Source organism: Pricia antarctica (assembly GCF_900101815.1).
GTDB classification, from domain to species: domain Bacteria; phylum Bacteroidota; class Bacteroidia; order Flavobacteriales; family Flavobacteriaceae; genus Pricia; species Pricia antarctica.
The window spans coordinates 51,940-75,109 of the sequence record NZ_FNAO01000007.1; the positions used below are offsets into that span (position 1 = coordinate 51,940).

The window sequence follows — 23,170 nt, forward strand, 5'->3', positions numbered from 1 at the left end:
GTATTGATTATAAAAATAGTGATCGTTATTTCTGTAGAGGATTAAACCTCGAGTGCCTGGCACCTTGGCTATCCTATTTCATACTCATTCTTCGTATTCACTTTGATCTGGCCATCTTCAAGCATCATTTGTAGTGTCTTCAATATATCGGGTTCACTATGGTCGACCATGTTGATCAGGGTTCTTGAAGTACGCCCTTTTTCTTTTAGAACAACTGCTATTTCTGAAGATATAGTTTTAAAATCAGCCGATTTCGCCTGTTGATTTTTTCGGCATACATCGCAAATACCACAATTCTGAATCTTTTTTTCGCCAAAATAGCTTAAGATCTGTTTGCTTCTGCAAACCGTGTTCGTATGTAGGTATTGGAGCATCTGATCGATTTTTGTGACTTTGATCTGGTTACGTTCCTCGACCTGTTTGGCAAAAACGTTTATCGTACGGTCATCGTCCCTTGGTACCAAGAAAGTTATTTCGAGATCGGTCTTTTTTAATATATAATCGATGATATCATCCTGTTTTAGTTTTTCTAAAACAGAGAATACCCGCTTTTCGGAAACCTTGGTTTTTTTGGCGATCAACGATGGGTCGATTTTAGTCTCAAAATCGAAGATGCCGCCGTAAGTTCTGAGAATAGTCTGAATTATCGGTGCGGAAGCGCTATTTTTCTCGAGATATTCAAAAATGGAATTTTGGGAAACGATAAACCGAATCTCCGTTTTTTTGAAAAATGATTCTGAGAGCGCGATAACGGAATATTGATCTAGCACCCGCAACGCATTGTAGGTAAGAAAGGAATTCATTCCGTAGGCCGCAACAAAATCCTTGAAAGGGAATTGAAAAATTTCGTCGGTACTTTCCCCGAGCGATATCTGAAAATAGTTGTTGAGCTTATTGTAAACCTTCTTAAGGAAGGCCGCATCGGGCAAGGTGCCAAGAAACTGTTGCCGCATCCGGGCAACATCGGAAGCATTGGTCAAGAGTATGGCTTTTGCGGGGGCACCATCCCTTCCGGCCCTTCCGGCCTCTTGGTAGTAGTTTTCAAGGCAATCTGGAATTTGAAAGTGTACCACCGTGCGCACATCCGGTTTGTCAACCCCCATACCAAAGGCATTCGTGGCCACCATTACCTGAACTTGGTCGGTCAGCCAGCGCTTCAGTTTTTCCTGTTTCTCTTTTTTGGCGATGCCTCCATGAAAAAAATCGGCCTTGCAACCGTTTGCTTTGAGGAACCGGGCGATATCTTGGGTCATCCTGCGTGTGCGCACATAAACGATGCCGCTTTGCCGGGTTTTGGCGAAAAGTTGTTTCAGCCGGTAGTGTTTATCCTCGCACCACAGAACGCCAAAGGCAATGTTCGGTCTCGAAAAGGAATCTTTTACGATCAACGGCTCGGTAAACCCAAGATTATCAATGATGTCATTGGCTACCCGTTCGGTCGCTGTCGCGGTAAGGGCGATTATCGGCGTTTTGGGAAGGAGTTCCCGAAGTTTGGCACATTCCAAATAGGCGGGCCGAAAATCATGGCCCCATTGCGAGATACAATGCGCCTCATCGATGGCGACGAGGTTGACGTTCATCTGCCTTATTTTATCCTGTACTACCTCTTGTTGCAGGCGTTCGGGGGAAAGATATACGAACTTGTAGCCTCCGTACAGGCAGTTGTCCAACAAGGTGATAAGCTCGTCGAAAGGAATACCACCGGTCAAGGCCATCGCCTTTATCCCTCTCTCCTTTAGGTTGTTGATCTGATCATGGATAAGGGCGATCAAGGGTGAAACTACAATACATAGACCATCCTGCGCCATTGCAGGTACTTGAAAACAAAGAGATTTACCCCCCCCGGTAGGCATAAGTGCAAGAACGTCTTGCCGGTTCAAGACGGCATCGATTACTTTTTTCTGGGAGCCCCTGAAATTGGAAAATCCCCAGAACTCCTCTAAAATTTTATCAGGATCTTTATGCATTATTTGGGATTTACCAAGTCCAGAATAAAATCCGTTCGCTCCATTACGCTTCCTTTAGGAATAAGTGTGATTTCGTATCCAAAATTTCGATAGGTCTTTTCCAAAGCGGTAAAAATACGTTCCGATGTTGAATAGGATTCAAAACGTTCGGCGTCGGTAGCATATATTTCGCGCCAAGGGGGCATGAGCAAAACCTGATCATAGCGAAAGTTGTGTGCAGGATGTTCGAAAACATCCGTATACTCTTGTCCGAAACACGTCATATACGCATGTACATCGGGAATGCCACGATCAAAGAAAACCATCTTTTCTTCCATTTTTTCTACGGATCGGTACTGTGCGATTCTACCCTTTAGCAGTTTGTTATTGAATTCCACGGGATCTTTTACCGATAGAATGGGATTAACCATAATCGACTCCATATTTTTGGCAGCTGCCTCGGCCACCGTCAGGCTACGTACGAGTTCAGGGATACAAAAGCACCCTCTTTTTTCCAACTCGAGGATCACCGAGGTTTTTCCGGTACTTGGGCCGCCGGTTATCACTATTTTTTTTGTATTCAATAGAAAGTTTTTACCATAACAAAAATACGGATTCCCGACAAATTGAACGCTGATGAGCCTGACCCCCCCCTGCAGGTAGGCAGATCGAGCTAGTTTATACGGATAGAATCCTAATAAATCATAACAATCCACCTCCTCTAGGTTCCTTTGAACCAGAGTGTATTCGAATTGATGCATATCACAATCGGGAGTTCATTATCTTTGTCGAAAAGAAAAAGTATGGATACCAAAAATCCCGAAGAATTCTACAAACGATTACAAGAACAGTTAGCGGAAAGTACGGACTGGCCGTCGGATTATCTCTATAAATTCATTGTGGAAAGCGATCCGTCAAAGATTGAGAAGATCCATTCGATCTTTGATAATACCGGTGCTGTCATCGAATCGAAACAATCCAAAAAAGGAAAGTATACCAGCGTGTCCATCACGGTCAACCTCAAAAACCCGAAACAGGTCATTGATAAATATAAGGAAGTAGGGGAGATTGAAGGAATTATTTCCTTATAAAAGAGAAGCCCAAGCCCAAGCCCAAACTTCAATATTACATACAAACTCAAGCAAGTACATAGTGGCAAACCACCCATTCCATCACAAATAATACAAGGAAATAGCATTTCAGCCATAATTTTATTAATTTGCGTGCGTTATTAAAGAACTCGCTAGGAGTTCGATACTTCTCTTTTATTTTTAAGCAAAACACTTCAATTTGAATTTAGTAGAAAACCTTGAGTACAATACCGAGCGGTCACACCTGATTATTCCCGAATACGGGCGCCATTTTCAAAAAATGGTAGATCACGCCGTGTCCATCGAAGACGAAGAAGAACGAAACCGCGTTGCACAATCCATAGTTGCCGTAATGGGTAATTTACAACCCCACCTGCGCGATGTGCCTGATTTTCAGCACAAACTTTGGGACCAGTTGTTTATTATGTCCGATTTTAAATTGGATGTAAAATCACCTTTCCCCATTACGAGTAAGGAAGTCTTGCAGCAACGGCCCGAGGCTCTGGAATATCCACAAAATCATCCTAAATATCGTTTTTATGGCAACAACATCAAGCGAATGATCGATGTGGCCGTAAGTTGGGAAAAAGGGGATAAGCGCGAGGGACTTGAATATGCCATTGCCAACCACATGAAAAAGTGTTACCTGAACTGGAATAAGGACATGGTCGATGACAAGGCAATTTTTAAACACCTTTACGAACTGAGCGACGGTCAGATCGACATGGCCGCTGAGGACGAAACCCTCACGGATAGCGGACAGTTCTTGAACAAACGAACGCCAACGAAGTCCTCACGCAGCAGCAACGGGAAGAAAAATTCACGTAGTAATAACAATAATCGCGGTAAAAAGCGTTATTAATAGCAATCAACCTACAATTCACCACGTATCATGGGCACTTTTAAAATAGAGGGCGGCCACCCACTCTCCGGAGAGATTACGCCTCAGGGAGCCAAGAACGAAGCCTTACAAATTCTTTGCGCGGTACTGCTTACAGCCGAAGAGGTCACCATCAATAACATTCCCGATATTGTCGACGTCAATAAATTGATTTCCATTTTGGAAGATTTGGGAGTAAAGGTCCAAAAAAAGTCCAAGGGATCGTACACTTTCAAGGCCGATGCCGTTAATATGGATTATTTGCAATCCGCGCAGTTCAAAAAGGATGGCCGCGAACTTCGGGGCTCTATCATGTTGGTCGGTCCGCTATTGGCCCGATTCGGGAAGGGTTACATTCCAAAACCCGGTGGAGACAAGATTGGCCGCCGTAGATTGGATACCCATTTCGAAGGCTTTATTAAACTTGGCGCCAAGTTCAGATATAATAAAGAAGAACATTTCTACGGTGTCGAGGCAAAAAAACTCAAGGGTGCCTATATGTTGCTCGATGAGGCGTCGGTGACCGGAACGGCGAACATCGTCATGGCCGCTGTTAGGGCCGAAGGAAAAACCACGATCTATAATGCGGCTTGCGAGCCTTATTTGCAACAATTGTGTAAAATGCTCAATCGCATGGGCGCTAAAATTTCGGGAGTAGGCTCCAATCTATTGGAAATAGAAGGGGTAACCGAACTTGGGGGAACGGACCATACCATGCTTCCCGATATGATCGAAATCGGCAGTTGGATCGGTCTTGCGGCTATGACCAAAAGTGAACTGACCATTAAAAATGTAAGCTGGGACGATTTGGGACAGATTCCCGAGGTATTCCGAAAATTAGGGATACAACTGGAACGCAAGGGGGAAGATATTTTTATCCCCAAACATACCGACGGCTATAAAATACAGAAGTATATCGATGGCTCAATCTTGAGCATTGCCGATGCCCCATGGCCGGGACTCACTCCCGATTTATTGAGTATTATCTTGGTTATGGCCACACAATCCAAAGGCGAAGTGCTCATTCATCAAAAAATGTTCGAAAGCCGTTTGTTCTTTGTGGATAAGTTGATCGATATGGGAGCAAAGATTATTTTATGCGATCCGCACCGCGCCGTGGTCATCGGGCATGATTTTAAGTCCACTTTAAAAGCCACTACAATGACCTCACCCGATATCAGGGCAGGAATTTCATTGTTGATTGCGGCGTTATCCGCAAAAGGCACTTCTACCATTCATAACATTGAGCAGATCGATCGAGGTTATCAAGATATTGATACACGCTTGAGGGCTATCGGGGCTAAGATTTCTAGGGTTTAAAAAAGCTTTCAACCGTATTAGGTTATATTGATTCTAGTCTAAGATTGGGTTTTTCACAGATTTTTTCGAACCCTTCTTCCAGAGGTCTAACCGCTGTTAATAAATATTTGAATATTGCGTTTAGTTTCCTTCCTTTGTGTATAAGCCTGCTTTGCCCTATAGGCGCAAATTAAATGATCGTAGAAAATCCAAAGTTGCTTATATGAGGTAGTTGGCGATGCATGTCCAAAAATCTTAACTCATTCTTCGATTTTCAAATGGAAATGCAATAATAAAATAGCAGTATGAAAATCAGGATAAAGGGAAACTCTGTTCGCTTTCGATTGACCCAAACCGAGGTAAAGACTATTTGTGAGAAAGATAGGGTAACGGAAAAAACGCAATTCAACGAAGCACAATTTATATATGGCGTGAAGGCTTCCAACGATTATGATAGTTTACACGCATCGTTCTTTGATCACGGCATAATGCTGTTCGTTCCCAAGGATGCCCTAAGCGATTGGTATACTAATGACCGAGTGGGATTTTACCATACCCAGATTCTGAATAACGGCCAGAAACTGGAGCTGACATTGGAAAAAGATTTTGTCTGTTTGGATAATCGGACGGAAGACGAATCCGATAATTACCCCAATCCGAGAGGTCAGGAAAACATCGATTCGAAAGTTTTCAATCCCGAATAAAAATATTCTTTAAGAGTTTCGCGCCAATTCCGAAACTTGGAGATGGGTACCTTTGGAGTTTACCGCTCAATGAGTCGCCGTATTGATTTCTATCCAATAGCCATCCGGATCCTGTATATAAATTTGGTCCACCCCGTCAGAACGGTGTTTAATCGTGTTCTTCTTCCCCGTCCAGTCGTCGAAAATAACATTTTTGGTTTTTAAATGGGCACTAAGTCCACCCAAATCCTGTGTAGCCAAGGCCAGATGCATGGACTTATTTTTTTTAAAAGGTGCGAATTCTTTTTAGATGAGATGATTCTGGGTATTGTCGTTTATCATGAATCAACGAAATCCCGGTGTTTTATCAGGGTGGGGCATTTCTTCTAAATTCAGGACGCTAGCATAGAATTCCGCACTTTTATCTACATTGTCAACGACTATAGCGAAATGGTCGAACTGAAAATCGAAGGATTGGGCTTGGGTCAATAGGCAGTTTGCGGTCGCAGTTAGCAATACCAATATTTTCAAGTGTGATTTCATCGGCATGTTTTAGGGGTGTTTTTTAAAGAGGAGGAAGATAATAAAAAAACCTTTTGCATTATTTGACAGGTATTGAACAATATAAATACCATAGTAGCTGTTTAGTATCAAGGCGTTGGCCATAATCCAAATCGACCGACAGCGAACCAAACCTCATTTTATGAAAAATTTTAAAGGGCTTATCATTGTCCTATGTCTTTCAGTAGTTTTCTTCTCTTGCAGTTCAACGAATAGATTGACCATGAGTGCGGTAGAACCCGCTCGGATTTCTATACCCTCTGAGATCGTGAAAATCGGAATTATCAATCGCAGCTTACCATCGGATGCCAACCAAAACATCGATAAAATTGATAAAATACTTTCGTTGGAAGGGATTAATTTGGATAAGGAAGGTGCTGAATCTGCCGTATTAGGGCTGTTCGACGAGCTATCACAAAATGACAGGTTCGAATCAATTCGCATGATCGACAGTATCTGGGTACAGCGAAAGGGACTTGGCGTGTTCCCCGCCGCCCTTAAATGGGAGGATGTACAACAAATTTGTGAGGAATTCCATGTGGATGTCTTATTCTCCTTAGAATTTTATGATACGGATACTGAGGTCGATTATGAAATGGCCATGGTTCCCGTTCCAAATCAATTGGGTATCGACGTATCGCTTCCCGGGCATAAGGTCACCCTGAACACTTTGATTAAAAATGGATGGCGTGTCTATGATCCAAAAGATAAAAGGCTGCTAGACGAATTTGTTTCGAACGACAGAATTGTATCCGTTGGGCAGGGAATAAATCCGGTCAAGGCCATAGAAGCGGTTATTGGTCGAAAAGAGAGCGTTATGCAGGTAAGCTCCAATCTAGGGAATTTCTACGGATTGGATGTGCGACCACTACGAAAGCGTATTTCAAGAAACTATTTTGTTAGGGGCACGAATAATTTCAAGATGGCACAGCGTAGGGCCCAAACTGATGATTGGGAAGGAGCGGCGGATCTTTGGGAAAAGGAGTTGGACAACAAAAAGGAAAAGGTTGCCGGGCGCGCCCATTACAATATGGCCATCATCAATGAAATCAACGGCGATTTGGAAAGAGCGGTGGAGTGGGCATCTAAATCGTATTCGGATTACAGAAATAAAGATGGATTACGGTATGTAAATATTCTTCGGAACCGAATGGCAGAAGAACGGTTGCTAAACCAGCAATTATCGCGATAGAGCGCGTTGGGTTGAATGAGGGGTAATGAATATTAGATGCTCAATACGGAGAGTATGAAATTCAGCTCAGAAATTTTGGGGGTAATGTTGGTTTCTGACTATATTCAGCCCGCTTAAGACTTAGGTTGAGTATAAAAGATTTGGAATTTAGGGATTAGCTCACGGCTTCCTTGTAAACCTTTAGACAACGTTCCCGTGCCTCTTTATGGTCCACCATCTTATCCGGATAGGATTCTTGGTCATGTTCGGGCACCCATTTCGATATATACTTTCGATCTTTATCGAACTTGTCAACTTGCGTCATCGGGTTAAATATGCGGAAATAGGGAGCGGCATCAACACCACTTCCGGCGGCCCATTGCCAATTACCGACGTTGCTGCTCATTTCGTAATCCAACAATTTTTCGGCGAAATAAGTCTCGCCCCAGCGCCAGTCGATCAACAAATGTTTGCAGAGAAAACTGGCAACTAACATGCGTACGCGATTATGCATATAACCAGATCGGTTGAGTTCGCGAATACCGGCATCGACCAGTTTGAATCCCGTTTCGCCCTTTTTCCATTTTTCGAATTCCTGCTCATCGTTACGCCATTCGATACGGTCGTATTTTTTTCGGAAGGCCTCATTTGCGGTTCGGGGAAAATGCCAGAGAATCTGCATAAAAAACTCGCGCCAGATCAACTCGCTCCAAAACACCTCGTTTTTCTCACCAATGGCCTTTTTCATCATTTTACGAACCGATACGGTACCAAATCGCAAATGAGGACCCAGTCGGGAAGTCCCGTTTTCCTTGGCGGGAAAATTCCGGGTCTTTTCATAATTATCGATTAAGGTGGGTGTAACGGTGTACTCCGGGACTTTTATGGATGAGGTTTCGAAACCCATATCCGATAAAGACAGGTTGGGCAAGCGGGAATGCTCGATCAGATTGTTGAGATACTGGCTCGTATAGTGTATGGTCAAATGGGTGTCGGCATCGAAATGTTCTTTCCATTTGTTTTTATAAGGAGTATATACGACATATGGGTCTCCATCGTTTTTGACCACTTCATCTTTTTCAAAAATTACCTGATCTTTAAAGGTTTTGAATTCGACGTTTTTGTTCGTCAAAAATTCCCCGATTTTTTTATCCCGATCTTTGGCGTAGGGTTCATAATCATGATTGGTATAGACCTCTTGAACCTCATATTCGTTGAGTAAACCTTCGAAAATGGCTACCGGTTTCCCGTGAAATAAGGCTAGCGAACTACCCTGCTCTTTCTGAAGTTGGTCGCGCATACCCTGAAGTGTATTGTAGATAAAGGTGACCCGTGCGTCATCTTTGGGCAGTTTTTCTAAAATCTCGGTGTCAAAAATAAAAACGGGCAGCACAGGAAAATCACCCTTAAGCGCCGCCAGAAAACCGACGTTATCATCTAGACGTAAATCCCTTCGGAACCAAAAAATAGATATTTTATTGTTCATGTCTTGTTGCTATACGCATGACGCCGAACGCCATACGCTTTAATACATTTTTTTTTGAAATCGGTCGAATTCATGGGCGCACGGCGCTATGCGCTTAGCTAATGTTCAACGTAGACATTCCGCCATCGACACCGATAATCTGTCCGGTCATCCAAGTGCTGTTATCGCTGAGTAAAAATTGGGCAATATCGGCAATATCTTTCGCTTCACCAACCCGTTTCAAGGGATGTCTTTCCGCCATTTTCTCTTTCTTTTTATCATTGTTCAGCAAGCGTTCGGCAAGCGGCGTATCCACTAATGAGGGCGCGATCACATTAACCCTTAATTTCGGTGCATATTCTGCGGCCAATGACTTGGCAAAGCCTTCGATTGCGCCCTTGGCAGCAGCTACACTGGTATGGAAAGGCATCCCAACACCTACTGCGACGGTACTAAAAAGAACTATACTGCCACCATCCGCCATTTTGGGCAAGATTCCCTTAAGGACTTTGACCATCCCAAAAAAATTGAGTTGCATGTCCTCTTCAAAGGTGTCCATGCTCATCATTTTAAAGGGTTTCAGATTGATATTTCCGGGGCAATATACAAACCCATGCAGCTCGTCGGGTAGGGAAGAGGTGTCCAGTTCGTCGGAGGTAGCATCAAATTTGATGTATTCGACATCCAGACTTTCAAGGTCATCATTCGTGCGGGAAGCGATATAGACTTTATGATTTTCAAGTAACTGTTTCGCCAAGGAAAGTCCTATGCCGTGTGATCCGCCGATTAATAATATGTTCTTTTTCATGTATCAGTTTTATGAGTTTACAAAAGTTAGTGAGTGCTCGTTGGGCAGGTTCCCACGTTTATGAGTTAGGTGAGAAGGGTATTGCGTAGGTACAGGTTATTTAGGAGTTGATAATTTTCAATGTTAAAAACTGCAACTGCGAAGTTTTTTTATACCGAGGTAAAATGCAGCTCCTTTATGCTTCCTTCAATTGTACCAAAAAGCTCGATCAATTTTTGTTCCCGATGAGAGAAAATTTGCTGCAATTGCTTTTTAACTAAGATGGGATGCGCCAATTGGCCTAATATACCCAAAGGGAGCTTATAATCAATGATATCTTCCATCTCCGTTCCTCCCTGGATTTCATGTAGAAAATGCTTATGGTGCCATAACGCATACGGTCCAAAACGCTGCTCGTCGACAAAATAGTCCCCCTCCTTAACATGTGTAATTTCCGTCACCCATTTGGTGGAGTACACTGGAAAAGGGGATACATTATAGGCTATAATCTGACCGGCGAACATCGGCCTATCGCCTCCCGACAAAATGTTGAACCCCATGTGTTCGGGCGTAATGATCTTTAAATTATTGGGGTCGGAAAGAAAATCCCATGCCTCCTGTTTTGAAACGGGTAAAGATTGTTTGGAGTGTAATTGATAGAGCTTCACAATATTGTTTTTACAAATATAAATCCAATTTTGTTTAACGAAAAATTATAGTGGTTAAACAAATAATAAAGTCGGCTGGTGCCAATAGTAGGAAGGCCACATGAATCACGCTATCTAATCGGCAGATTACTCGGAACACCGTATGGAAGCGGAGTGAAATATGAATCGGATTTTACCCAAACGGGATTGATTTAAGATATCATTAACAGCTGTACTGGCTGTTTAGAGTAGCTTTGTCAAAACTTAAAAACGAACAGATGAAAAAATTATTACTATTAACAGCTTTTATTTTAGCGTCCTTGTCTTTGCAAGCGCAAATAGAGACTCCGGCGCCCAGTCCCTTCTCAAAAGTGGAGCAGAAGGTGGGCTTGACCGACATAACCTTGGAATATTCCCGCCCTGCTATGCGCGGCCGTACAATTTTTGGAGATTTGGTGCCTTATGATAAATTATGGCGCACCGGGGCCAATGCCAACACTAAAATCACCTTTGGCGACGATGTGACCATCGATGGCCAAGATGTAAAAGCGGGTACTTACTCCATATTCACCAAACCGGGAGAATCCAGCTGGGAAGTATTTGTGTACGCCCAAGACGAAGGTGGTTTGCCCAAGGAATGGGATGAGAGTAGGGTTGCGGCCAAGACCGTTTCGCAAGTGGTTTCTTTGCCTATGAAAATTGAATCTTTCACTATAGGTTTTGATGATCTGGAATCGGGTTCCGCTATTTTGGGAATGATGTGGGAAAATGTCTATGTACCGGTAAAAATCGAAGTGCCCACCGAAAAAATGGTCTCTGAAAGTATAGAAAAAACGATGGGGGGAAATCCTAAAGCTGAAGATTATTACACCGCTGCCGTATATTACCTAGACTCGGATAAGGATATCAAAAAGGCCCAGGAGTGGATGGGCAAAGCTATGGAAATGACCGATGATCCGGCATATTGGCAATTACGTCAGCAGTCATTGATCCAAGCCAAGGCAGGTGATACAAAGGCCGCCATCAAAACCGCTAAAAACTCCCTTGCCAAAGCCAAGGAGGCCGGTAACGATGACTACGTTAAACTAAATACGGATTCATTGAAAGAATGGGGCGCAGAGTAAAAGGCATCCTTTTTTAAAAAACAAGTTAAGACGAGTTCATTATAAACCCTGGTTTTTACAAGCCAGGGTTTATTGTTTTAGTGACCAAGTGGCTATTTCAAGAACATCCATTGGAACTAAATTTTCTGATTCAAGGACTTCTATTTCTTTGGTGTTGTTTTCATAGAGGGCAATTGCCAGTTTGCTTTTCGAATTAGTATCACCCGAAGTTTCTTTCAGTTTTGAAATATAGCCGGACAGCTTCCGATCTTCCCCCGATTTTTTCATCGCCAATAAACCGTATAGATGGTTTAAAGAATTTGAGTTCAGGTGATTTTGAGAGTATTCAACAATTCCATTAAGAAGCTCTTTACTTTTTTCGGTTTCCCCGGTTTCTTTTAGCGCTAAAGCCAATAGATAATCCTGTGCCCGTTCATCGGGAGTATAGGGCTTTCCCACACCGATGTTTTCAGGCCATTCTTTGGACTTTTCCAATATTTGTATCGCCTTCTTATAATTCTTACGCTCCAAATGCGATTTCGCAACACCTATATACGCCCTTTCGTATATATCACGACTTTCGCTGGCATGTTCGTAGGGCAGTACTTGAATATCCTTCAAAACAGATAGCACTTTTTCGAACCGACCTGTGTTTAGCAAAGCTTTGGCGTGGGCCAAACCGATAGTGTAGTTTTTCGGAAATTTTGAAAAGGCTTTGTTTGATAATCCATAGGCTTCTTTGTAATTGGCATTTTTAAGCTGGAATTGAATATTCTCTTCCCAGACCTTCCAGTCATTGGGCTGCACATCCAAAGCTTTGGTTAGGTCTTTCGATGCGCTTGCGGCATCATCATCCCCTGTCATCTTTGCTCGGAACCTGTAGAAAATATCGGAATCAGGTTTATCGCCCAAAGCCTTTAAGAGGGACTTCCCCTTTTCAATCTGTCCCACGGCCAAGTAGTTTTGTGCTAGGTAGTATACCACCTTCCAGTTATCGGATTGCTGTGCGGCCCATTCCATAACCGGAAGGGTTTCCCGGCGGTAGGGGGATACAAAGTCCACCTTCTCATTTGCGGTATCTTCCAGAAGCTTGCTGCTTTTTGTGGCATCCGTTTTTTGTAGTAAAAAGGCTTTCCAAATCTTATTTTTGGTATCTTTTTTATCTTGGTCCAATAGGTGAAGAGCTTCTTCCTCTAAGCCAAAACGTATGTATTGAATCGCAAGTCCCAAAAGGTTTTCCGACGGAAATTCATTGGTAAAGGCCAAGACGGAATTTTCTCCTTCCATAAAACTTTTTTCCGTTTGTATGAAATAATCCAAGGGAGCGATTTCTGAAATCGCGGTTATTTCTTTTTCGAATTTCTCTTTTTGTTGGTTCTTTCGTGCGGAGACGGCCAATACTTTTCTGGCATTTAGGGCATACCGGTTGAAATCTAATGCTTTTTGGCCATATATTTCAGCCCTTTGGTAGTTTTTCGATGCCAAATAGAGTTCCGCCATTTGCGCAAAGGCGACGGATCGGTATTTGACATCCCTGGCCGCCCAACCTAATGATTCTAGGGCGTTGATGGTATCGTTCATTGCGCGGTAAGTGATTCCCGCAATGTAATTGGCGCCGGAATTGTAGGTGTCCATTTTCAGCACGCTATTGGTATGTTGCAGGGCGGCACTGTAATCCGCTTTTCGATATTCGAGTTGAGCCAATTTGATAAGGCCAACCCGATGCGAAGGGTCCAACCGGACCAGTTCCGATAATTTCCTACGGGCCAGATCGTACTCGCGGAACTCCATGGCTTCCGTACCCTCGGCAAGTAATTGTTCCGATGGGGATACCTGTAGTTTTTGATCAGGATTAAAAGGCCTTTTCAGAAGGTTTGTCTTCGGATTGTTGGTATAAGACAGTTCGGTACCTTCGATAAAAACCCGTATGCTATCGGATGCCCGTACGGGAAGGGATTTGGAGAAAATTTCCATGGGCCGTAACTTCAGTTTTTCGGTGAGGGATGTTTCTCCATTGAGGACGACTGTAATTTTGGAATCGAGATTTTGCAAGGCGTTCAGTCCGATTTTAAGCTGACCCCCATCCTTTTCAACATTTAGGACCCCTTCCTCGGAAGCATCTACCATGCCCCCAATCTCTTTATAGGGAAACCAGATTTCGTGCCATTTGTCCATCATATAGGGGTCAAACCCGACTTGACTAATAGGGTTGATGGCCCCACCGGAATACTGGTCGAGCAACCTGCCCGCCTGAAATTCGATGTATTGCCCGTCGGAATCGGTCAGCAAATCTTCCCAAATACCACCGGAGCGGGACAAGGCCCACAGCCATAATTTTTGTCCTGGCATTTCTTCGTAAGGGGCCCATTGGCCGAAACCGAAGTTGCGATCGTGGTAATAGCCACCGAAAAAATCATTGTATTCCCCGACGACATGGTAAGATTTTGCAGGTCCGAAATCATTGTTTTTGTACAACGACAGGTTTCGGCCGTCCTCATCAATAGGCCAGGTATGGGCATTTCCATTATGCCCTACATAGGTATTGCCGGGAATGAAGAATTCAAGGTCATTGGTAGCCACCGCCGCGGCCGTCATCCAATTGTAATAGGATTCCGTTAAGGGGGATGCGTTATACCAAGAGGCGTTAGTCTCGAAATAGGCCTTGTCCTTTTCTAAACGGATTTCGACCGTCCAAGAGGTGTTTGACGGAAGGTCGGTAGCGCCCACAATACAGCTTACGCTGCCATCGGCATTGGTCCGAGTGATATAATCGACCGGGGTAGCCGTAGAAGGATGATGTCCGATAATACCGAAATTGAATTCGATACCGCCCGAGGTCCATGGGCCGCGCATGGCGATATTACGGAATTTGACGACTTCGTTCTTGTATAGAAATTCTTCCCCCGTACTTTTTTCGATGGCGCCCCAGACCTTTCCCCCAATTTCGGGAAGCACCATTACTTTGATATATTCATTTTCCAAGGTGACGACCTTCCAATCTTTCTTCTTGGACGTATGTTCGTATTCCTCGAACTTGAAATACGGGTATATTTTTGGATTCTCGGCAAGGATGGGCACGGGATTTGGTTTTGAGAACCCGTAGGTTTCCAAGGATTGTATTTCTTCCTTTATAGTTACGGATTGTGCCCGGGTTGCCGAACCCATTAGAATGGTCATAAAAAGGAATGCAAAGTAACTTAGCTGTCGAATCATTTTGATTGGGTTTGAAATTGGTAGAATTATACGAATTATTTCACTTCATAGGTTTTCACTCCCTCATCGTTTCTTGCAAAAAGGAGAAGTTGTTTTCCGTCTGCCATTTGAATGGAGGAGATATCCCTAATTTCCCCATCGATATTGAGTCCGCTTTCTTGCGTACTTACCGGTTCAAAATTGCCCTTGCCATTTCCTAATAACAGCAAGCCTTTATTGGCATCGTACCGACCGTACTTTACTCGGGTACCAAAGAAGTTGCCGGCGAGAATCACATCCAAATTTCCATCGGTATTAAAATCTTGGGCAAGTATGCCGTAAATAGGGGAAAACTGTGCGGGAGCGGGTAAGGGGCTTACTTTAAATTTATTGTTGCCCAGGTTTTCGATATAGCTGGTCGCGAAATTTTTGGCTTTCAGAATTTTTGCGTCGGAAAGTTCTTCGGATGTAAAGATGTCCGTGATTTTTTCATCGGCGTAGTCGGAATAATTCACGTACTTTCTTTTAAGGCCACTGAGCTGTCCCAGCAGGTCATCCTTTGAGAATACGGGATAACTCTCGCCCATGATATAGGAAGTCATAATCGGGTCAAGCGAACCGTTACCGTCAAAATCTTTATAGTACATCTGCACGGGTTCGTCAGGGGATGCTTTCAATTGGGAGTTGAGCCCGAAATTCCCCACGATATAGTCCATATCGCCATCGTTGTCAAAGTCACCTTGCGCGATGCGGTTCCACCAGCCTTGGGAATCCGTTAATCCGGAATTCACATTTAGTTCGGTCAATCGACCGCCCGTATTTTCAAAAGCGCGGATGGCCATAAACTCCCCAACTAGCATCAAGTCCGCTTTACCATCCCCGTTAAAATCGGTCCAAATCGCATCGGTAACCATTCCGGGGGATTCGAGAGCAGCGCTTACCGATGCGGTGATATCCTTAAAATTTCCATTCCCGTCGTTTTTAAGGATATAACTTCTTGTAGCGATCGGATATTGGCCGGGTATGCCCCTTCCACCAACGAACAGATCTTGGTCACCATCATTGTCAAAATCGTTGGCGGTCACGCATGAACCGCTAACGGCCATCGGTGGGAGGGAAGTGGGGTTGTTTTTAAACCCGCCCTTCCCGTTGTTGAAGTACAACCGGTCTTGTAGTTCCGGGGCATCGATTTCAAATTCGTTGCTTCCGCTGACCACGTAAAGGTCGAGATCACCATCGTTGTCGGCATCAAAGAAAAGGGCGTCTATGTCTTCCGATCCGGAATCGGCATCGAAAGCCTCCCTTGTTGTCTTGAATTCACCTTTTTTGGTCTGTAACAGCACTTCACCGGGACTTCCTTTGGCCCCTCCTATAAAAATATCATCCAGGCCATCGCCATTTACATCGCCCTTGGTCAATTTCGGGCCTTGGGTCGAGAGTTTGTGGGGCAGCAGTTGTTCGCGCTTAAAATCGGTATAGTTGTCCTCTATATGTATATATGGGATCAGACTATCTTGGGAAACATCTTTAAAATATATTTGATTGGATGCTTCTACCGTATTCTGAGCTTCTTTGTTCCGCACTTTTTTGGATTCACTTTGTTGGACCAAAAGCGTTTGATTCGTCTTGACATTTGTTAGGGTCTGTTTTCTGGTATCGGGCCATAACACGGTAAGACTATCAACCTGTTTAGCATCACTCAGACCGAAGACCAAGGTATAATCTACCGAAGATTGGTAGCCCCTGGTAGGTATCAGTTCTTGCACGAGCTTTTGTCCCCCGTTGTGAACGGTAACTTTAGATCCGATACCAAAAGTATTTTTGCCATCCCCTTTCAATTGAATTTTCAGGTAGTGGTTGTCAGTAAACTTTTCTGTATTGTTACGGTACACAAAGGCTGCGGACTCAATATTGTTGACCACCAGATCAAGATCCCCATCATTGTCCAGATCACCGTAGGCCGCACCGTTGGATAATGACTTTTGGTCAAGGCCCCAAGCGGAGTTTACCTTGGTAAAGGTCAAGTCGCCGTTGTTGTGATAGGTGTAGTTTTCTTCGATTGTAGACGGTATGTTTTTTAGGAGTTCCGTTATCGCGGTTTGTTTTCCGGTCTTGTTCTCCTTAAGCTTTTCTTGAACCGCAAAGTTCATAAAATCCATGTTTGTATAATCGCGTTTGTAACCGTTTGTAATGAATACGTCTTTAAAACCGTCGTTGTCGAGATCGGCAAAAAGGGACGCCCAGCTCCAATCTGTATTCGAAATGCCGGAAAACTGACCGATTTCGGAAAACGACTGTCCCTTATTGTTCAATTGTAACATGTTACGCATGGTCTGATTGTAAAATCCCGATTGGACCAATAGTTGGTATTTGTCGTAATTATCAGGTCCAGAAACCATTTTTTGACGGATATTGCCCTCGGGTAGCATATCCAATGTCATGATATCTGTGTAACCGTCATTGTTGATGTCGGCGATGTCGGATCCCATAGAGAACAAGGAGGTATGTCCGATAAAGTGCTCCAAGTTTTCAGAAAACGTGCCGTCTTGATTATTGATGTAAAGATAATCCTGTTCGTTATAGTCGTTGGATATGTATATATCTAACCAGCCATCGTCGTTGATGTCTGAAATGGCCAGGCCCAATCCGAAACCAAGAACGTTCGAAATTAACCCCGCCGCTTCACTTACATCCGTGAATTTTCCGTTATCGTTTCGATACAGTTTGTCTGAAAAGGACGGATTTTTTTTATTTTTTAAGGAAGCTGTTATATGGCCGAACCCAGCAAATTCTTGGGTGGAATGGTTCAAGACGTAAAGGTCAAGGTCACCATCTTTGTCATAATCAAAAAAAGTGGCCTGAGTGGAATACCCCGTATCGTCTATTCCGTATTCAGATGCTTTTTCCGTAAAAGAGACTTGTCCCGATTCCGCAGAAGGGCCGTTATTGATAAAGAGTAAATTTTTACGTTTGGAAGGGTTGGGAGCAGCCGAGCGACATACATAGATGTCCAACAATCCATCGGCGTTGACATCGGCCATTGTCGTTCCTGTGTTCCATAAACCCGCTGCGAAAACACCTGCTTCTTTCGCGATTTCCACAAATTCGAAATTTCCTTTATTTAGATAAAGATGGCTGCCGACCATGTTGCCCGTGAAATAAATATCGGGTAGACTATCATTATTGATGTCCCCGATGGAAACACCACCTCCATTATAAAGATAACCGTAGGTCAGTACATTGAATTCTTCGGTTTCCTGAACAAGGTTTTTGAAGTTTATACCTGTTGTTTTGGGGGATAGCAGCGTGAATTGTTTGTTGTCATCTTCCTGTTGGCAAGAATAGATTAAGGTGATTAGTAGACAAAGTTTTAAGATAGTACGCATAACATATTGAATAAGGGTACTGTAAATTTACTAGTTGGCAATTTCATTTTACAAAAAAGACCGCTTTAAAGCGGTCTTTTATTTAATAAAAATCTGAAATATTAGTTTTTTGCATCCCACCATAGTTTGGTTGTGCCCAAATCAGGTCCTCCCAATAAATTGGCAACCGCCGCTTCTGTTGCGGCGGTATTGTCAGCATATTCAGTTGCAGTATAGGTCACCCTTCTCGGTAACTTGTCTACTGGAATATTGGGGTTGATACTATTCAATCGATTATAAAGTGTAGGGTAGCCAGTTCTTCTACGCTCCGCATACGCTTCTTCACTATCCGGCCACAGTGCAATCCATTTTTGGGTAATAATCTGTTCCAGCTGTTCTTCTTGGGCGCCCCCTGCATTATAAGCCACGGGTACAGTAGATACAGGCGGCGTAGTGCCGTCAAATGATGATGGTGTCAACATACTGGTCACGTAATCTTCACCGGACAGGTTATTTCCGTCGTAACCGAGTTGTAAATGACTGGCAACGATACCTTGATTGTACAACTCTTCGGCCGTTCCTCCCATAGCCCAACCTCGAAGTGCACCTTCGGCTCTCAAGAAATAAGGCTCTGCTGAAGCCATCACCACCCATGCAGGGCCTGGATCTCCTCCCAATGTATATGGAGCTGCCATGTTAGAGGCCAAATCATTAAAATTAGTGGTTGCTTTAGATTCAGATGTTTGTCCGTTACGCATTCCTTCATAAGGAAAGTCAACACCAGCAGGGTCATCTGTCGGGTCTGGAATAACGGCAGGAGCAAAATAGCTAGCCATTCGGGGATCTTGATATCCTTTTAAGATACTTTCCATATCTGCACTCATTCGGAATTCTCCCCATTGAGTAATCGTGGTATAACTATTCTGGAAATTAATATCGGTTTTAATCATGGCATTATCGTCGTTAGATAGCATTACACCATCGGCGACCGCTTTTTCAGCATTACTTTGTGCAAGAGCTGGAGCCACATACGACACGCGCATTGCCAGACGCAAGCGTAACGTATTGGCAAACTTTAACCAAGAGTCTACATCGCCACCAAAAATCACATCATTTCCACCTAAAAACGAGGTTCCACCGGCATTGGCCTTAAGAACGGTCGCGGCCTCTTCCAGGGAAGTAAAGAAATCATTATAAATCGCTTCTTGTGAATCGTAAGGAACTTCTTTCTCCAAATTCCCGAAACTTAAGTAAGGGATAGGACCCCATAAATCCGTAATTCTATGATAGGCATAGACTCGCCAAACTTTCATCATTGCGTTTTCGACGGTAAAACCGAGCTCTTCAGCAGAGTCTTCGGAAAATTTAATAAGTGGAGCTGGTCGTTGATAGAAATAACTGTAAGCCCCGTTCAACCAACCTCCGACCAATTCAAATTGATCACTGCCAAAATTGGCCGCGGTAGTAGCAAAATAGTTGGCATAGATGTCCGGAAAAAGTGAGTGTCCCAACTGAAAAGGCCCCCTGGCCTGATCAAAAGGTAAATAATTTGGCGTATATAAAGCCCTTTTAAAAAACAAAGGATATTCAGCTGCCGTAACCGCATCTTCAGTAAAATTCTTGGGATCGGTGTTCAATTCGGTGAAATCATCGGTACAACTTGTGACATATGTTAGCAGTAATATGCCTAAACACAGTTCTTTTATTCTTTTCTTCATGTTTTTTCTTTTAAGATATTACAATTTTTTTTTAAAATCCAAAGTTGATCGAAACACCCACGCTGCGGGAAGTCGGTAGTGCGAAAGCCTCACGTCCTTCACTATCATTACTGACACTGTTAACGATTTCCGGATCAAAATTTTCTGCTTTGTTGGTAATAAAGAATAAGTTTCTTCCCACCAAAGAAAAATTGGCCGAGGTCAAAAAAGTGTCTGATAACATTTTTTGTGGTAAGGTATAGCCGAATACCATTTCCCGTAATCGTATATTGGAGAGTTCCCTGACAAATGCCTCACCTACAGGTGTATTTCTACCCCCTACCCGGTTGTAGTAGTCCTCTGCACTAACGGATATTGTATTTGGCGAGCCATCTTCCCTTACCGCTGTTTCCCCTGAAAAAATATTTTCGCCAAAGATAAGGCCTCCATCACGACCATTGGCAGTATAGTCCAGAACTCCATCTCTTGCAAGAATGGCCTCGGAAAAACTGGTTACACTACCCCCTTGTCGAATATCGATTAGCGTACTAAAATTAAAGTTCTTGTAACGGAACGAATTTCGAATACCACCCAACCAGTCGGGATTGAAGTTTGCCACCTTAACGGCATCGCGTCCAGGAGTAATCAGAGGAAGACCCAAAGCGTCTACGATTACTCGACCTTGATCGTCACGCTCAAAACCTCTTGAATAGATGTCGCCGTATTCACCGCCAACTTCCAGTACGTAATCACGGATAAAGTCGCTGTTAACCGTTAATTTGTCAAATCCTTCGGCTATTTCGAGAACCTCATTCTGATTGGTTGCAAAGTTCAAGTCTAAATCCCAAGAAAAGTTGTCATTGTTGACTATGGTTGCGCCCAATACAACCTCAACCCCTCTGTTTTCGATATTGGCGCCATTTTGAAAAACGTTGGCGATACCAGAGGCTACCGGTGTTGGTGTACTAAAAATCTGATCAAAGGTATTGGTCTTATAGTAGGTAACATCGAAACGCAGTCGGTTGTCGAAAAACCTTGAATCAAAGCCAAGTTCCAAAGACTGTGTACTTTCCGGTCTTAAATTTGTATTGGGTTGCGTTGGGTTGATATCTAAAGTACCGTTACGGATGTCTGCCCTTCGTGACAATCGAAAAGACCCCGTATCATTACCCACTTCGGCCCAGTTGGCCCGTAACTTCAAAAAGCTTAAACCACTTCCGAAATCGACCAAATCGCTCACCACCGCGGTGAGACCTACAGAAGGGTAGAAATAAGAGCGGTTACTTTCAGGTAAGGTAGAGCTCCAATCGTTTCTTGCCGTCAGGTTGAGAAAAATTGCATTTTTGTATGAAAATTCACCAAGGCCATAAATCGATTGTACCTCGAACCTGTCAAGAGCTTCGCTGGCGACTGGGTTTTGCGTGTTGCTTAATGCAAAGAAATTCTCTATGGTAAAATTAGTTCCTGAACCCGTCAACTCGTTCCTTTTATAAACTCTTTGGTTGGCTCCAGCATTTAGGCCTATTTTAAAATCTTCCGAAAGGTTTTTATTGTAGGTGATTAGCACATCAGTGTTCCAGTCGTACGAATTACTGGCTCTTTTGGTGTACTGTCCCAATGGTGCCTGCGTATAGGTGTCGTTATACCAAATCTGTTCTTCAGATCGACTGGTTCGATCCATCGCCGAGCGGGCAAATATCGCTAGGTCATCTGTAATATCATATTTAACGGACAGCATTGCCAAAACCCTTTCGTCCAATCGAGGTCTAATAACATTATTAATAGTCCAATATGGATTTCCGCCTCCGTTAAACTGTGGTAAGAAATAATGCTGTCTAAGTTTGCCCTCATCATTGATGAATTCGTAATGTTCAAAATCTTCCGTACGAATGTTCCTTGGTGTTTTATACAGATAACGAACTGGATTGTCGAAACCTTCCCCTGCGGAAAGTACATTTGAAAAATCGTCACGAATGTAATTGAGTTTAGCATCTATCTCTAATTTTTCGGTGACATTCGAATTCACCCTAGCAGAAATACTATGTCGTTTCAAATCGTTTCCTGGTACGAGACCTCCCGCATCAGTGAACGTATATCCTAAAAACACATTGGACTTTTCAGAATTGATATTGACCCCTAGATTTGTCGCCAACTCATGCCCCAGTTGAAAAAAGTCCTTAACATTATCGGGTTGGGCTTCATAGGCATACGTACCACCAAACGCGGAATAGTTGGGGTCATTGGACCAATGGGCTACTTGGCTACCATCAAAACGTGGGCCCCAAGAAGTTGTTGCTGTTGGGGAATAGGTTCCTGCGGAACCTTGCCCATACTCATTCTGAAAGTCTAACAAATGTATAGCACTTGTTATTGTAGATGCGAAACCCAGTGTGGCGGAAACCCCCTCGCGTGCTCCTTTGCCGGATTTAGTGGTGACGATAATTGCACCGTTCGCAGCCCTACTACCGTAAAGTGCTGCCGCGTTCGCACCTCTTAGTACGGAAATTTCCTGAATATCGTCCGGGCTAATATTATTAATATCACCATCGAGCAATATCCCATCTACAACGTATAAGGGTTGACTGCTTCCATCAATCGATCTATTCCCTCTCATGACTACCTTTACAGGGGCACCGACCCCCGAAGATGATCTAGTTACCGATACACCGGCAACTTTACCGCTTAATCCTTCCAAAACGTTAACCGATCTGGCTTTTGTTAGTTCGTCGGTATCTACCTGCTGATTGGCATAGGTTAGGGATTTTTCTTGTCGTTCCAAACCCAATGCAGTAACGACAACCTCTTCTAATTGGCTCGCATCTTCAACTAAAATCACGTCAATTGTACTCGAGTCCCCGATGTTCACACTTTGGCTTTTTGTGCCAATATAGGAAAATACCAAAATATCGCTGTCGGTGGCGTCGATGGCATAATTACCATCAAAATCTGTTTGGGTACCGTTCGTGGTACCTTGTACTAAAACATTGACCCCTGGCAGAGGCATTCCGTCCGCAGCGGAAGTTACCGTGCCGGTAATCGTTTTCTCTTGGGCATAAGTGCCCAAGCATAGAAACAACGCCCCGATAAAAAAGAAATAATTGAGTTTTCTGTTCATCTTAATGATGTTTAAGTGAGTTTTAGCTTTAAAGAATACGTTGGTTTACGAGCACGAAATTAACAACTTTTTAGGATTATGTATTATGTATGTTAATAAAATATAAGATCACCTTAGCACGTTATTTTTTAAGAATCTGATTAACAATTAGTTAATGTATTATAAACT

At 43.4% G+C, this 23,170-nt stretch carries 17 protein-coding genes; 6 read left to right on the forward strand and 11 right to left on the reverse strand.

The genetic code is table 11. The annotated features are described in order from the left end of the window. Positions 1-68 precede the first annotated feature (68 nt). Positions 69-1,967: a RecQ family ATP-dependent DNA helicase gene (locus BLT07_RS14100; RefSeq protein WP_091870039.1), complete on the reverse strand. Its 1,899-nt coding sequence runs from the start codon at positions 1,965-1,967 to the stop codon at positions 69-71. Continuing rightward, positions 1,967-2,530 carry an AAA family ATPase gene (locus tag BLT07_RS14105; RefSeq protein ID WP_245726558.1) on the reverse strand — a complete coding sequence of 188 codons (564 nt, stop codon included), beginning with the start codon at positions 2,528-2,530 and terminating at the stop codon, positions 1,967-1,969. Before BLT07_RS14105 ends, BLT07_RS14100 begins: the two co-directional genes overlap by 1 nt. 219 nt (positions 2,531-2,749) lie before the next feature. On the opposite strand from BLT07_RS14105, the gene BLT07_RS14110 reads away from it, so the two are divergent. The 4 genes from BLT07_RS14110 to BLT07_RS14125 all read left to right on the forward strand — a co-directional run bounded on the left by BLT07_RS14110 (position 2,750) and on the right by BLT07_RS14125 (position 5,920). Then, positions 2,750-3,037, forward strand: a complete 288-nt coding sequence (locus BLT07_RS14110; RefSeq protein ID WP_091870044.1) for a DUF493 family protein — start codon at positions 2,750-2,752, stop codon at positions 3,035-3,037. A 199-nt stretch (positions 3,038-3,236) separates the two neighbouring features. Continuing rightward, entirely contained in the window at positions 3,237-3,899 is a 663-nt protein-coding gene (locus BLT07_RS14115; RefSeq protein WP_091870046.1) for a DUF4290 domain-containing protein, read from the forward strand. 30 nt (positions 3,900-3,929) lie between these two features. Then, a complete protein-coding gene (gene murA, locus BLT07_RS14120; protein ID WP_091870049.1) occupies positions 3,930-5,237 on the forward strand; it encodes a UDP-N-acetylglucosamine 1-carboxyvinyltransferase in 1,308 nt (435 codons plus the stop codon). A 284-nt stretch (positions 5,238-5,521) separates the two neighbouring features. Next, positions 5,522-5,920 (forward strand): DUF7009 family protein, encoded by a 399-nt coding sequence (locus tag BLT07_RS14125; protein ID WP_091870052.1) that lies wholly within the window; start codon positions 5,522-5,524, stop codon positions 5,918-5,920. A 66-nt stretch (positions 5,921-5,986) separates the two neighbouring features. Here the strand turns inward: BLT07_RS14125 and BLT07_RS14130 are convergent, their stop codons facing one another. Together BLT07_RS14130 and BLT07_RS14135 are read right to left on the reverse strand one after the other, a co-directional pair. After that, a complete protein-coding gene (locus BLT07_RS14130) occupies positions 5,987-6,172 on the reverse strand; it encodes a VOC family protein (RefSeq protein ID WP_091870055.1) in 186 nt (61 codons plus the stop codon). Positions 6,173-6,244: 72 nt separating this feature from the next. Then, a complete protein-coding gene (locus BLT07_RS14135) occupies positions 6,245-6,442 on the reverse strand; it encodes a VOC family protein (protein WP_091870057.1) in 198 nt (65 codons plus the stop codon). Between the two features lie 160 nt (positions 6,443-6,602). On the opposite strand from BLT07_RS14135, the gene BLT07_RS14140 reads away from it, so the two are divergent. Then, on the forward strand, positions 6,603-7,652 hold the full coding sequence (locus BLT07_RS14140; protein ID WP_091870060.1) for a DUF6340 family protein: 1,050 nt from the start codon (positions 6,603-6,605) through the stop codon (positions 7,650-7,652). Positions 7,653-7,806: 154 nt separating this feature from the next. Here BLT07_RS14140 and BLT07_RS14145 read toward each other — a convergent pair whose 3' ends face one another. The 3 genes from BLT07_RS14145 to BLT07_RS14155 form a co-directional block, all read right to left on the reverse strand. After that, on the reverse strand, positions 7,807-9,117 hold the full coding sequence (locus BLT07_RS14145; RefSeq protein ID WP_091870063.1) for a cryptochrome/photolyase family protein: 1,311 nt from the start codon (positions 9,115-9,117) through the stop codon (positions 7,807-7,809). 94 nt (positions 9,118-9,211) lie between these two features. Then, positions 9,212-9,904, reverse strand: a complete 693-nt coding sequence (locus BLT07_RS14150; protein ID WP_091870066.1) for an SDR family NAD(P)-dependent oxidoreductase — start codon at positions 9,902-9,904, stop codon at positions 9,212-9,214. A gap of 149 nt (positions 9,905-10,053) precedes the next feature. Continuing rightward, the gene (locus BLT07_RS14155) at positions 10,054-10,551 is read right to left on the reverse strand and encodes an SRPBCC family protein (RefSeq protein ID WP_091870069.1); all 498 of its coding nucleotides are present in this window, start codon (positions 10,549-10,551) and stop codon (positions 10,054-10,056) included. Between the two features lie 257 nt (positions 10,552-10,808). Here BLT07_RS14155 and BLT07_RS14160 point away from each other — a divergent pair, with 257 nt between their 5' ends. After that, a complete protein-coding gene (locus BLT07_RS14160) occupies positions 10,809-11,654 on the forward strand; it encodes a DUF2911 domain-containing protein (RefSeq protein ID WP_091870072.1) in 846 nt (281 codons plus the stop codon). Positions 11,655-11,723: 69 nt separating this feature from the next. On the opposite strand, the gene BLT07_RS14165 is transcribed toward BLT07_RS14160, so the two are convergent. The 4 genes from BLT07_RS14165 to BLT07_RS14180 all read right to left on the reverse strand — a co-directional run bounded on the left by BLT07_RS14165 (position 11,724) and on the right by BLT07_RS14180 (position 23,002). Beyond that, a complete protein-coding gene (locus BLT07_RS14165) occupies positions 11,724-14,846 on the reverse strand; it encodes a DUF5107 domain-containing protein (protein ID WP_091870075.1) in 3,123 nt (1,040 codons plus the stop codon). Positions 14,847-14,881: 35 nt separating this feature from the next. Beyond that, positions 14,882-18,211 (reverse strand): VCBS repeat-containing protein, encoded by a 3,330-nt coding sequence (locus BLT07_RS14170; RefSeq protein WP_091870082.1) that lies wholly within the window; start codon positions 18,209-18,211, stop codon positions 14,882-14,884. Between the two features lie 101 nt (positions 18,212-18,312). Continuing rightward, entirely contained in the window at positions 18,313-19,908 is a 1,596-nt protein-coding gene (locus BLT07_RS14175) for a SusD/RagB family nutrient-binding outer membrane lipoprotein (RefSeq protein ID WP_091870085.1), read from the reverse strand. A gap of 31 nt (positions 19,909-19,939) precedes the next feature. Further along, positions 19,940-23,002, reverse strand: coding sequence for a SusC/RagA family TonB-linked outer membrane protein (locus BLT07_RS14180; RefSeq protein WP_091870089.1), 3,063 nt, complete (start codon positions 23,000-23,002; stop codon positions 19,940-19,942). Positions 23,003-23,170 lie beyond the last annotated feature (168 nt).

What these genes read in the sequence shown, in the direction of transcription:
- BLT07_RS14100 (WP_091870039.1), bottom strand. Translation starts at nt 1,967, where the DNA reads ATGCATAAAGATCCTGATAAAATTTTAGAGGAGTTCTGGGGATTTTCC.
- BLT07_RS14110 (WP_091870044.1), top strand. Translation starts at nt 2,750, where the DNA reads ATGGATACCAAAAATCCCGAAGAATTCTACAAACGATTACAAGAACAG.
- murA (WP_091870049.1), top strand. Translation starts at nt 3,930, where the DNA reads ATGGGCACTTTTAAAATAGAGGGCGGCCACCCACTCTCCGGAGAGATT.
- BLT07_RS14125 (WP_091870052.1), top strand. Translation starts at nt 5,522, where the DNA reads ATGAAAATCAGGATAAAGGGAAACTCTGTTCGCTTTCGATTGACCCAA.
- BLT07_RS14130 (WP_091870055.1), bottom strand. Translation starts at nt 6,172, where the DNA reads ATGCATCTGGCCTTGGCTACACAGGATTTGGGTGGACTTAGTGCCCAT.
- BLT07_RS14135 (WP_091870057.1), bottom strand. Translation starts at nt 6,442, where the DNA reads ATGAAATCACACTTGAAAATATTGGTATTGCTAACTGCGACCGCAAAC.
- BLT07_RS14140 (WP_091870060.1), top strand. Translation starts at nt 6,603, where the DNA reads ATGAAAAATTTTAAAGGGCTTATCATTGTCCTATGTCTTTCAGTAGTT.
- BLT07_RS14145 (WP_091870063.1), bottom strand. Translation starts at nt 9,117, where the DNA reads ATGAACAATAAAATATCTATTTTTTGGTTCCGAAGGGATTTACGTCTA.
- BLT07_RS14150 (WP_091870066.1), bottom strand. Translation starts at nt 9,904, where the DNA reads ATGAAAAAGAACATATTATTAATCGGCGGATCACACGGCATAGGACTT.
- BLT07_RS14160 (WP_091870072.1), top strand. Translation starts at nt 10,809, where the DNA reads ATGAAAAAATTATTACTATTAACAGCTTTTATTTTAGCGTCCTTGTCT.
- BLT07_RS14165 (WP_091870075.1), bottom strand. Translation starts at nt 14,846, where the DNA reads ATGATTCGACAGCTAAGTTACTTTGCATTCCTTTTTATGACCATTCTA.
- BLT07_RS14170 (WP_091870082.1), bottom strand. Translation starts at nt 18,211, where the DNA reads ATGCGTACTATCTTAAAACTTTGTCTACTAATCACCTTAATCTATTCT.
- BLT07_RS14175 (WP_091870085.1), bottom strand. Translation starts at nt 19,908, where the DNA reads ATGAAGAAAAGAATAAAAGAACTGTGTTTAGGCATATTACTGCTAACA.
- BLT07_RS14180 (WP_091870089.1), bottom strand. Translation starts at nt 23,002, where the DNA reads ATGAACAGAAAACTCAATTATTTCTTTTTTATCGGGGCGTTGTTTCTA.